General features: G+C 66.7%; 12 protein-coding genes and 1 pseudogene. 10 read left to right on the forward strand and 3 right to left on the reverse strand.

Annotated features, from left to right (window positions below):
• Together V5A53_RS09340 and V5A53_RS09345 are read right to left on the reverse strand one after the other, a co-directional pair.
• On the reverse strand, positions 1-899 hold an 899-nt coding region (locus V5A53_RS09340), incomplete at its 3' end, for an ABC transporter ATP-binding protein (RefSeq protein ID WP_332313336.1).
• A gap of 65 nt (positions 900-964) precedes the next feature.
• On the reverse strand, positions 965-1228 hold the full coding sequence (locus V5A53_RS09345) for a hypothetical protein (RefSeq protein WP_332313337.1): 264 nt from the start codon (positions 1226-1228) through the stop codon (positions 965-967).
• A gap of 111 nt (positions 1229-1339) precedes the next feature.
• Here V5A53_RS09345 and V5A53_RS09350 point away from each other — a divergent pair, with 111 nt between their 5' ends.
• Entirely contained in the window at positions 1340-3070 is a 1731-nt protein-coding gene (locus tag V5A53_RS09350; RefSeq protein WP_332313338.1) for an excinuclease ABC subunit C, read from the forward strand.
• 148 nt (positions 3071-3218) lie between these two features.
• Complete coding sequence (locus V5A53_RS09355; protein ID WP_442928631.1) at positions 3219-4325, forward strand: SPFH domain-containing protein; 1107 nt, start codon at positions 3219-3221, stop codon at positions 4323-4325.
• 42 nt (positions 4326-4367) lie between these two features.
• Here the strand turns inward: V5A53_RS09355 and V5A53_RS09360 are convergent, their stop codons facing one another.
• Positions 4368-4784, reverse strand: a complete 417-nt coding sequence (locus V5A53_RS09360) for an HIT family protein (RefSeq protein WP_332313340.1) — start codon at positions 4782-4784, stop codon at positions 4368-4370.
• Positions 4785-4907: 123 nt separating this feature from the next.
• Here V5A53_RS09360 and cbiT point away from each other — a divergent pair, with 123 nt between their 5' ends.
• From cbiT to V5A53_RS09400, 8 genes and pseudogenes are all read left to right on the forward strand, one after another.
• Positions 4908-5447 (forward strand): precorrin-6Y C5,15-methyltransferase (decarboxylating) subunit CbiT, encoded by a 540-nt coding sequence (gene cbiT, locus V5A53_RS09365; RefSeq protein WP_332313341.1) that lies wholly within the window; start codon positions 4908-4910, stop codon positions 5445-5447.
• Positions 5444-6208, forward strand: coding sequence for a cobalt-factor II C(20)-methyltransferase (locus V5A53_RS09370; protein ID WP_332313342.1), 765 nt, complete (start codon positions 5444-5446; stop codon positions 6206-6208). Before cbiT ends, V5A53_RS09370 begins: the two co-directional genes overlap by 4 nt.
• Complete coding sequence (locus V5A53_RS09375; protein WP_332313343.1) at positions 6201-7088, forward strand: cobalt-precorrin-4/precorrin-4 C(11)-methyltransferase; 888 nt, start codon at positions 6201-6203, stop codon at positions 7086-7088. Before V5A53_RS09370 ends, V5A53_RS09375 begins: the two co-directional genes overlap by 8 nt.
• A 1-nt stretch (position 7089) precedes the next feature.
• Positions 7090-8073, forward strand: a complete 984-nt coding sequence (cbiG, locus tag V5A53_RS09380; RefSeq protein ID WP_332313344.1) for a cobalt-precorrin 5A hydrolase — start codon at positions 7090-7092, stop codon at positions 8071-8073.
• The gene (locus V5A53_RS09385) at positions 8073-8981 is read left to right on the forward strand and encodes a precorrin-3B C(17)-methyltransferase (protein WP_332313345.1); all 909 of its coding nucleotides are present in this window, start codon (positions 8073-8075) and stop codon (positions 8979-8981) included. The genes cbiG and V5A53_RS09385 overlap by 1 nt, the downstream gene beginning before the upstream one ends.
• 2 nt (positions 8982-8983) lie before the next feature.
• Positions 8984-10054: a precorrin-3B C(17)-methyltransferase gene (gene cobJ / locus V5A53_RS09390; RefSeq protein ID WP_332313346.1), complete on the forward strand. Its 1071-nt coding sequence runs from the start codon at positions 8984-8986 to the stop codon at positions 10052-10054.
• A 2-nt stretch (positions 10055-10056) separates the two neighbouring features.
• Positions 10057-10290 (forward strand): ferredoxin, encoded by a 234-nt coding sequence (locus V5A53_RS09395; protein WP_332313347.1) that lies wholly within the window; start codon positions 10057-10059, stop codon positions 10288-10290.
• Positions 10287-10672, forward strand: a pseudogene (locus V5A53_RS09400) (cobalamin biosynthesis protein); the annotation flags it as partial. The gene V5A53_RS09395 and the pseudogene V5A53_RS09400, both read left to right, overlap by 4 nt.

Below are 10672 nucleotides of genomic sequence, written 5' to 3' on the forward strand. Positions count from 1 at the left end.
CCCTCCGTGTAGGCGGTGAAGAGTTCCTCCAGCGACGCTTCCTCCGTCGAGAAGTCCAGCACGTCGGCGCCCGACTCCTCCAGTTCGGCGACCACGTCGGTCTTGACGTCGTCGTCGCAGGTGATCGTCAGGCGGGTGCCGTCGGCCGACACGTCCGAGACGCCGTCCATCGACTTCACGCGGTGGACCGCGCCGTCGGGCACCTCGTCGACCTCGACGACGAGCGTCGTCCCGTCGGCGACGTTCTCGCGGAGCCCCTCGATGGTGTCGACGGCGACGACCTCGCCCTCCCGGATGATGCCGACGCGGTCACAGACCGCCTCGACCTGCCCGAGGATGTGGCTGGAAAAGAAGACCGTCGTGCCGCTTGCGGCCTCCTCTTCGACGATCTCCCGCAGTTGGCGGGCGCCGTTGGGGTCGAGTCCGGAGGTGGGTTCGTCGAGGATGAGCAGGTCGGGGTCGCCGACCAGCGCCATCGCGAGGGCGAGGCGCTGACGCATCCCCGTCGAGAAGCCCTCGGCCTTCCGGTCGGCGGCGTCTTCGAGGCCGACCCGCTCCAGCAGGGGATAGGGGTCCTCGTCGGCGTCCTTCGAGTCGATGGCGAACTGGAGGTGTTCGCGGGCACTCAGGCGGTCGTAGAGGTCGAAGCCCTCCGGGAGGACACCGGTGCGCTCCCGGACGGCGACGCTGTCCTCGCGGGCGCTGTAATCGAGGACCCGGACGTCGCCGGCGTCCGGACGGACGAAATCAAGCAGGATGTTGATGGTTGTCGACTTTCCGGCGCCGTTGGGGCCGAGAAAGCCGAATATCTCTCCGTCATCGACTTCGAGGTCGACGCCGCGGAGCGCCTGTACGTCGCCGAACGACTTTTGCACCCCGGACAACTCGATAGCGGTCATTTCACTCCCGGCTTCTTACCGGCGAAACATAGGCCTTGAGGCTCTCTTGCGGTGTGGTAACCCGTCTAAATCGGGTCTTCGGGGTCGTGGTCGGCCCGGACCCGTTCGACCTCGGTGGCGTAGCGTTCGCGGGTTTCCTCGTCATCGACGGGTTCGAGGTCCTCCGGTTCGGCCTCGATGGCCGCCGTCACCGTCGTCCGCTGGAGCATCGTCGAGGCCAGTTCCTTCCGGAGTCGCCGCTCGCCGTCGGGCGTCGCGTAGATGAGGACGACGAGGTCGCGGTCGGTGTAGGTCCGTTCGACGAGCCAGAGGCGCTCGGAATCGCTCATTGGCGGCCGTAGGACCGGCCGATGTTTGTACGTGCCGCTCTCGGGAATCGGGAATATCGGCCCGACGCGTCACGCTGATACGGCCGCACGACTAGCCTCGTACAAGCGACGATGGATGCCGACGCGGTCCGCAAGCGCGCGAACGACCTCCCGACGGAGCCCGGCGTCTACCAGTTCGAGGCCGGCGAGACGGTACTCTACGTCGGCAAGGCCGTCGACCTGCGCGACCGGGTGCGCTCGTATGCCGACCCCCGCGGCGAACGCATCCGCCAGATGGTCGACCGCGCCAAGCGCGTCGACTTCGCCGTCACGGACACCGAGACGCAGGCGCTGTTGCTGGAGGCCAACCTCATCAAGCGCCACCAGCCGCGGTACAACGTCCGCCTGAAGGACGACAAATCCTACCCCCTCGTTCAGTTGACCGACCACGAGTTCCCCCGCATCGAAGTGACTCGCGACCCCGAGGACGGGTCGACCGTCTTCGGGCCGTTCACGAACAAAGGGCGGGTCGAGACGGTGGTCAAGGCCCTGCGGGAGACCTACGGTATCCGGGGCTGTTCGGACCACAAGTACGCCAACCGCGACCGGCCCTGCCTCGACTACGAGATGGGCCTCTGTACCGCCCCCTGCACGGACGAGATCAGCGTCGAGGCATACCTCGAAGACGTCGAATCGGTCGTCCGCTTCTTCGAGGGCGAGACGGGCGCGCTCGCCGAACCGCTCCGACGCGAGATGGAAACCGCCGCACAGGAACAGGCCTTCGAGCGCGCCGCCTCGCTCCGCGATCGACTGGACGCCGTCGAATCGTTCCACGAGGGCGGCGGCGAGGCCGTCGTCAACCGCGAGGAGGACCGCGTCGACGTGCTGGGCGTGGCCGTCGAGGGCGATTCCGCGACGGTCGCCCGCCTCCACAGCGAGGACGGCAAACTGGTCGACCGAGAGCGCCACCACGTCGACGCCCCGGAGGGTGAGGAACGCGTCGCGAGCGTGCTGGCGGCGTTCATCCCGCAGTTCTACGCCGACCGGACCCTTCCGGATGCCCTTCTCTTGCCCGAGCGGCACGGCGACGAGGAAGTCGCCCGGTGGCTGGACGCGGAGGGCGTCGCCGTCAGGGTGCCCGGTACCGGCCGCGAGGCGACGCTTGTGGACCTCGCACTTAAAAATGCCCGGCGGAAAGCCGGTGAGGCCGACGGCACCACGGCACTGGGCCGAAAGCTCCGTATCGACCGCCCCGGCCGCATCGAGGGCTTCGACGTGAGCCACGCACAGGGTAAGGCAGTCGTCGGGAGCAACGTCGCCTTCGTCGACGGCTCTCCCGAGAAGAGCGACTACCGGCGGAATAAACTCGACGAGACGAACGACGACTACGCCAACATGCGCGAACTCGTCCGCTGGCGCGCGCTGCGGGCCGTCGAGGACCGCGACGACAGGCCGGATCCGGACCTCCTGCTCATCGACGGTGGCGAGGGACAGTTGGGCGCCGCCCGTGACGCGCTCTCGGAGGTCGGCTGGGACGTGCCCGCTATCGCGCTGGCGAAGGACGAGGAGCTGGTCATCACACCCGGGGGTGTCCACAACTGGGACGACGAGGACCCGGCGCTGCATCTCGTCCAACGCGTGCGCGACGAGGCACACCGCTTCGCCGTCCAGTACCACCAGACCCTCCGGGACGAGGTGTCGACGCCGCTGGACGACGTTTCGGGCGTCGGCCCTGAACTACGCAAACGACTCCTCCGGCGGTTCGGGAGCGTCGACGGCGTCCGGGCGGCTTCCCGCGAGGAACTGGCCGGCGTCGAGGGGGTCGGCGAGGCGACCGCCGACGCCATCGAGCGAGCTTTATAAAATCTACCACGGGCGTTCGCCGTCTCTACCGGCTTCGAGGCGTGGTTTCCATCAACGAACCGAAGATGAACGCCGTCTCGCAAGGGTTCAAGTGGGAAAACGCCCTAGACAACGTATGGCAAACAGCGCCGCCCGAGAACTCGGCCGGATGATGGCGCGCGTCTCGACGCGCGTCCTCGTCGCCGTCCTCTTCGTTGTTGGAGTCGGCCTCGCCGTTACCTTCGGCTACGTCGAAGTCGACCCCCTTCTGATTGCCGGGCTGGCGCTGTTGGCGATCGCGATCGCCGCGGTCTCCAGCGCAGTCGAAATCGTGGAGGCCTACGAGAAGCGCGCGCTGACGATATTCGGTGAGTACCGCGAACTGCTGGACCCCGGAATCCACATCGTTCCGCCGTTCGTCTCGAGGACCCACCGCTTCGACCTGCGGACCCAGACGATGGACGTGCCGCGACAGGAGGCCATCACCCAGGACAACTCGCCGGTGACGGCCGACGCCGTCGTCTACATCAGGGTCATGAACGCGAAACGGGCGTTTCTCGAGGTCGAGGACTACCGGCGGGCCGTCTCGAACCTCGCCCAGACGACGCTGCGGGCGGCACTGGGCGATATGGAACTCGACGCGACGCTCTCCCAGCGGGGCCTCATCAACGAGCGGATTCGTCGCGAACTCGAAGGCCCGACCGACGAATGGGGGATTCGGGTCGAGGCCGTCGAGGTTCGGGAGGTCAACCCCAGCGCGGACGTCCAGCGGGCGATGGAACAGCAGACGGCCGCCGAACGCCGCCGCCGCGCCATGATCCTGGAAGCACAGGGCGAACGCCGAAGCGACATCGAGCGCGCGCAGGGCGACAAGCAGGCCAACATCCTCGAATCCCAGGGTGAAAAACAGGCACAGATCCTCGAAGCACAAGGCGAGTCGATATCGACCGTCTTGCGGGCCAAGTCGGCGGAGTCGATGGGCGAACGCGCCGTGGTCGAGCGAGGCATGGAGAGCCTCGAACGGATCGGCACCAGTCCCTCGACGACCTACGTTCTGCCCCAGGAGACCACCTCGCTGCTGTCCCGGTATGGCCGACACCTCACCGGGAGCGATGTCGGAGACGGCCCGCAACTCGATTCGCTCGACTTCGACGCGGAGACCCGGGAGTTGCTTGGCCTCGACGATATCGAGGAACTGGCGGCCGGTGACAGCAACGCCGACACCGACTTCGATATGGAAACTTCCGATATCGAGCGGGACGCGGCCGACGAGTGAGCCACCGCGCGGCGACGAGGGGGCGTTCGGGAGGAAAAACGGCTATTCCGGCAGTTCCGCCCGAATCGCCGTCGCGATCTCTTCGGCCTTGCTTTCGGTGAGTTTGCCCGCGGGCCAGCGTACCTGCACGTCGTCGTTCTCGTAGCGTGGCAGGATATGGACGTGTGCGTGGAACACCTCCTGGCCGGCCGCTTCACCGTTCGCCTGCACGATGTCGAACCCGTCTATATCGAAGGCGGTCTCGACCGCTCCGGCGACGACCCGAACGCGCTCGAAGAGCTCGCCGGCCGCCTCCGGCGGCATGTCGATCAGCGTCTCGTAGTGGTCCTTCGGAACGACGAGCGTGTGGCCGCCGGCAACCGGCGCGATATCGAGGAAGGCAACGACCGTCTCGTCCTCGTACAGTCGGGTCGCAGGCGCCTCGCCGGCGGCGATGTCGCAGAACTGGCAGTCGGACATACGGCGACGTGCGGTCGAACCGCCAAAATACCCCCTCTCGAACAACTACATGCTCTCGGTTGTAAACTGAACTTTCCCTAAAACAAGCAAAATTGTTTTGTGCGCGGGTGTAGTTGTAAGCCTATGGCACGCACAGCGCTTCCACACGACGCGAAGGCCGGGCCGACGAAACCGGAGGTCCGGTCGGTAACGCTCGGGAAGCTGAATCTGGACGACGACGACCACTTCGTCGAGGTCGGTTCCTGTACGGGCGCGGTCACCATCGAGGCCGCCCGGCGGGCCGGCCGCGTGACGGCCGTCGAGCGGAAACCAGGGCGACTGGAGACGACCGAGAAGAACCTCGTGGCTAACGACGTCGAGGACGTACAGCTGGTCGAAAGCGAGGCTCCGGAGGGACTGCCCGAAGACGCCGACGCGCTCTTTCTCGGCGGGTCGCGGAACTACGAGGCCGTCCTGGATTTCGCCGCCGAACACGGCGTCGACCGGGTCGTGATGAACGTCTCGCGGCTGGAAGTCGCCGGCGACGCCGTCCGGGCGTTCCGCGAGCGGGACCTCTTCGAAGAGATCGTGCAGGTGCAGGTATCGACGGGGTACGAACTCGCCGGCGCGACGAGTTTCGACTCGAACAACCCGGTCTACGTCATCGTCGGGGGTGCCGGATGACGCTCTACGGCGTCGGACTCGGCCCCGGTGACGCCGGCCTGATTACGGTTCGCGGCCGGGAGGTACTGGAGAACGCCGACGAGGTGTACACCCCCGGTCGGCTCTCGCGCGCTGTCGCCACCGAATACGTCGACGACGAACAGTTGGGTGACCTCGATTTCCCGATGACCCGCGACGAGGAGAAGTTGCGAGAGGCCTGGAAGGACGCCGCCGCGGAGGTCGCCCCCGTCGCCGAAGAGGGGACGGCCGCCTTCGTCACGCTGGGCGACCCAAACGTCTACTCGACGTTCGGTCACCTGCGCCGGACGCTGGACCGATTCCACCCCGAGGTGGACCTCGAAATCATTCCCGGCGTCTCGACGGTGACCGCCTTCGCTACCGCGCTGGACGTCGAGATCACCGCCGGGTCGGAACTCGCCCTGCGGGAGGCCGACAACGGCGCTTCACCGACCGGTCCCGACCGGATGGTCCTCTTCAAGGTGACCGACGTGCCCGCGACCCACGAGGGACTGGTCGAGGCGGGCTACGACGTGACATACGGCCGCCGACTGTTCATGGAGAACCATGAGTCGATAGTCACCGACGACCCCGAGGCCCTGACCGAGCGGGACTACTACACCGTCGCCTACGCCGAGCAGCCCGGCACGGGCGAGAAGCCGGCGACGGCGGCGTTCGGGACGGAGACGACGGCCGACGGCGGCGTCGTGAGCGAGGAACTCGCCACTGCCGAATCGGTAGGAGACGAAATCTACGATGACTGATAAAACCGACCCGCAGACGGCCATCGACGCACAGCGCGAGAAACACGCCCACGAGCGCGACGAACGCGTTTATAAACATACGGCGGGCGACGAACAGGAGGGCATCCCCTTCATCGGCGCCGGGCCGGGGGACCCCCGTCTTTTGACCGTCGCCGGCAAGGAAGCGCTGGAAGCGGCGGACCTCGTGGTCCACGCCGGCTCGTTGGTCAACAGCGAACTGCTGGACGCCTACTGCGACCACGCCGAGTTGGTCAACAGCGTCGGCAAGGACCTCGAAGAGCTGATTCCCCTGATGCGCGAGGCCTACGAGGACGGCCGCGAGGTCGTCCGCCTGCACTCGGGGGACCCGGCCATCTACGGCGCCGCCTTAGAGCAGATGGACGCGCTGGAACACGAAGGCGTTCCCACCTACCTCGTGCCGGGCGTCACCTCGGCGTTCGCGGCGAGTGCGACCCTGCGAACGCAGTTGACGCTCAACGAGACGGCCAATCACGTCGCCTTCACCCGACCGCAGGGCAAGACGCTGGACGCCGAGGACGACCACATCGCCGATTTCGTCGAGATGGGCGACGTGACGACCTGTGTCTACCTCGGGACCCACGCCGTGAGCGATACGATGGACCGCCTGCTCGAGGCGGGCGCTGACCCCGAGACGCCCGTCACGGTGGTCTACCACGCCTCCTGGCCCGACGAGGACGTCATCGAGGGGACGATTGCTGACATCGGCGACAAACTGGAGGACGCGGGCTACCGCGCCTCCGCGCTCGTGCTCATCGGCGACGCGGCGGCGGGCGCCGGTTACGAGCGCTCCTATCTGTACGACGGCTGGGCGAATCGCGGCGAAGATGACGCGAGCAACACCGCGGAGGGAGACGACTGACATGAGCACCGACAGCAACGACACCGACACGACGGACAGTAGTGGGGGCGGGCATTGCTCGACGCCGGACTCCGATGGCGAAGTCGCCGAGGAGATCGCCATCATCAGTTTCGAGCGAAAACTCCCCGTCGCCGAGGATATCAAGGAGGAACTGGCTGACGACTACGAGGTCATCGACATCATCGAATACCACGGCGACGTCTTCGCTGAACACTGGGGCGAATACGACTGCTTCGTAGGCCTGATGGCCTCCGGCATCGCGATGCGGAAAACGGCCGGTCTGCTCGACGACAAGTGGGACGACCCCGCCATCGTCGTCGTCGACGAGGAACTCACCTGGGCCATCCCCATCACGGGCGGGCACCACGGCGCGAATCAGGTCGCACACGACCTCTCGCGGATGGGTGCCGTCCCGGCGATGACGACCGCCAGCGAGGCCGCCGGCAAGCAGGGCATCGAATCGAAGGCCAAAGCCCTCGACGCCCACGTCGTCAACGGCGATTCGACCGTCGCGACGAACCTCGCGGTCTTGAACGACGAGATCGACGCGGTCGAACGCCTCGACGGCCCCCGTGCCGTCCTCGTGGGCGACGATGTGACCGTCATGAAACGCAACGACGAGGGCGTCGTGCTGGGGACGGGCACCGTCGACGGCGTCAAAAAAGAGCAGGTCCTCGACGCCTGGGAGGCCACGCTGGACGATTTGGACCTCGACTTCTCGGACGTCGAGTTCGTCGCCACGGCGACCCGCAAGGAGGGCGAGGAGGGCCTCTACGAGGCTGCCCAGGAGATCGACGCCGGCGTCGTTCATTTCGAGAAGGATACCCTGCTGGACCACGAGGGGCCGACCCCCTCGCGGGCGAAGGAACTCATCGGGTGGCCCGGTATCGCCGAGGCTTCGGCGATTGCGGGCGGCCGCGAACACGAACTGCTGCGTGAGAAAGAGCGATTCGACGAAGCCGTAACGGTGGCGGTGGGTCGATAATGTCCGGTGGCGAAACCGACGCCGACACCGAGGATTACGGCACGCTCTACGTCGTCGGCATCGGTCCCGGCCTGCCACACGCGATGACCCAACGCGCACGTGACGTCATCAAGACGGCCGATTGCGTCATCGCCTCGAACCTCTATCAGGAGTTCCTGCGACAGGACGGGACGCTCCCGCCTGAAGCCGCAACTGATGGCGGTGACGAGCAACGCTCGTCACGTCGTCAGACCTGGTCTGACGGAAGTGTCGCCACCACCCCGACCGGCGACGAGCAGGAGATCGTCCGGTCGTCGATGGGCCAGCAGATCGAGTTGGCCCGCGAGGCCTTCGAGCGCGTTCGGGACGGTCAGGACGTCGCGCACGTCTCCGGCGGTGACCCGAACGTCTACGGGAAATCCGACCTCATCTTCCTGATGGCCGAGGAGGAGGAGGCCTACGACGTTCCCATCGAGATCGTCCCCGGCGTGACGGCGGCGCTGGGCGGCGCGGCGAACCTCGGTGCACCCCTCTCGAACGACTTCTGTACGGTCTCGCTTTCGGACAAGTGGCGCGGCTGGGACGAGATTGCGGAGAAACTGCGGGCCGCCGCAATCTCCGGATTCGTCATCGTCCTCTACAACTGCTGGCGCGACTACGAGCGGGCCATCGAGGTAATCCGCGAGGAGCGGGCCGACGACGTACCCGTCGGTATCTTCAACGACGCCGGCCGCGGCGAGGCCGGCCGGAATCTGGAGGACGAGACCCACACCATCACGACGCTCGGGGAGGCGACCGAACACGACGAGAAGGTCGGGGGCATGGGCACCTCGATTCTGGTCGGCACCCACGAGTCCCACGAGTGGAGCAACGACCACGGCAACTATCTCGTGACGCCGCGCGGCGGCCGCGAGGTGGAGGACTTCTGATTATGAGCACGGACAACACCACGGAGACGGCAGAGGCATCGACGACAGATACGGAATCGAAGTGTGGCGCGAGCGAGGCGCGGAGCGCCTCGGAAGCGAGCGGCGAAGCCGCAAGCACGAGCGAGGCCGAAACGAGCACCGACACGAGCAGTTCGAAGTGCGGTGGCTCCACGACCGATACGTCCAGCGAGAGCAAGTGCGGAGCTTCCACGAGTGACTCTTCATCGTCCTCGAAATGCGGCGCCTCGTCCTCGGACGACGAGGAGGAAGTCGGCGCGACCGTCGACGACTTCGACGCCGACCCCGGGCGCCTCATCGCGGTCGGCCTCGGTCCCGGTCAGCCGGAGGGCATGACAACCCGCGCGAAGAAGGCGCTGGCCGACGCCGAACACATCGTCGGCTACACGACCTACATCGACCTCGTGCCCGACGAGATCACCGACGAGGCCGACGACATCTACTCGACGCCGATGTGCGGCGAAGTCTCCCGGACCGAGGAGGCCATCGACCGCGCGCTGGCGGGCAACGACGTCGCCATCGTCGGCTCCGGCGACCCGAACGTCTACGCGCTGGCCGGCCTCGCCTTGGAGATTCTAGAATCCAAGGGCGGGACGGCCTCCGCGGTGGACTTCGAGGTCGTGCCGGGCGTCCCGGCCGCCCAGTCCTGTGGCGCACGCCTCGGCGCGCCGCTGGTCAACGACACCGTCTCGGTGTCGCTGTCGGACCACCTGACGCCGATGGAGGAGATCGAATCGCGCCTCCATGCCATCGCACCCGAGGGCTTCACTATCGCCATCTACAATCCCTGGAGCCGCAAGCGCCGGGAGAACTTCCAGCGCTGCTGTGAGATTCTGCTGGAACACCGCGACGAGGACACGCCGGTCGGCATCGTTCACGGTGCCTCCCGGGACGACGAGGCCACGCATATCACGGACCTCGGCACGCTCCCGGAACTCGGCGAAGAGGACATCATCGACATGACGACGACCATCATCGTCGGCAACGAGGACACCTACGTCTGGGACGACCGGATGGTCACTCCGCGTGGCTACGAGACCAAATACGACTACTGACAATGTCCGAATACCGCGTTTCAGTCGACCTGGAGGCGTGTGACGGCATCTTCGCTTGTCTCGTCCGCGACGGCCGCTTTTCGGAGGCCGAGGACGGCCTCGTGACGCTGCCGGACAGCGACCGGGGAGACGGCGAGTTGGTCGCTACCTTCGACGACGAGAAGCGGGCGGACGCAGAACAGGCCGCAGCAGCGTGTCCGGTGGACGCCATCGAGGTGACGGAGGCCGAACCATGAGCATCGAAATCGGCACCCCGAAGAACCTGCTGGATGCCCACCCCGAGACGGCTTACTTCTGGGGCCGCGCCATCGGCGACGGCGAGGTGACGAGCGACGGCGTGACCGTCCGAACGAACGACGAGACGGCCGCCGAGCGACTCGCCGCCGTCGCGGGCGCCGACACCGTCGACCACCGCATCATCGAACGGGAGTACGCTCACGATACGACTATCACCAGAAGCGAGGACAGCTACACGGTGCAGGCTCACGGCACGGTCGGCGACCGCGCAGCGGCCGCGCTCGGCCTGCCGTTCGAAGGCGATTCCGGCGGCTATCGCCTCGATACGCTGGCCAGCCACGACCGGCAGTTGCTCCGCGGGCTGCTGGAGGGCTGTGGGAC

This window comes from Natronomonas sp., assembly GCF_036625485.1.
GTDB lineage: Archaea > Halobacteriota > Halobacteria > Halobacteriales > Haloarculaceae > Natronomonas.

Excerpts from the sequence above, each read along its gene's own strand:
- V5A53_RS09355 (WP_442928631.1), top strand. The coding sequence starts at position 3,219 with ATGATGGCGCGCGTCTCGACGCGCGTCCTCGTCGCCGTCCTCTTCGTT.
- V5A53_RS09360 (WP_332313340.1), bottom strand. The coding sequence starts at position 4,784 with ATGTCCGACTGCCAGTTCTGCGACATCGCCGCCGGCGAGGCGCCTGCG.
- V5A53_RS09385 (WP_332313345.1), top strand. The coding sequence starts at position 8,073 with ATGTCCGGTGGCGAAACCGACGCCGACACCGAGGATTACGGCACGCTC.
- cobJ (WP_332313346.1), top strand. The coding sequence starts at position 8,984 with ATGAGCACGGACAACACCACGGAGACGGCAGAGGCATCGACGACAGAT.
- cbiG (WP_332313344.1), top strand. The coding sequence starts at position 7,090 with ATGAGCACCGACAGCAACGACACCGACACGACGGACAGTAGTGGGGGC.
- V5A53_RS09395 (WP_332313347.1), top strand. The coding sequence starts at position 10,057 with ATGTCCGAATACCGCGTTTCAGTCGACCTGGAGGCGTGTGACGGCATC.
- cbiT (WP_332313341.1), top strand. The coding sequence starts at position 4,908 with ATGGCACGCACAGCGCTTCCACACGACGCGAAGGCCGGGCCGACGAAA.
- V5A53_RS09345 (WP_332313337.1), bottom strand. The coding sequence starts at position 1,228 with ATGAGCGATTCCGAGCGCCTCTGGCTCGTCGAACGGACCTACACCGAC.
- V5A53_RS09350 (WP_332313338.1), top strand. The coding sequence starts at position 1,340 with ATGGATGCCGACGCGGTCCGCAAGCGCGCGAACGACCTCCCGACGGAG.
- V5A53_RS09370 (WP_332313342.1), top strand. The coding sequence starts at position 5,444 with ATGACGCTCTACGGCGTCGGACTCGGCCCCGGTGACGCCGGCCTGATT.
- V5A53_RS09375 (WP_332313343.1), top strand. The coding sequence starts at position 6,201 with ATGACTGATAAAACCGACCCGCAGACGGCCATCGACGCACAGCGCGAG.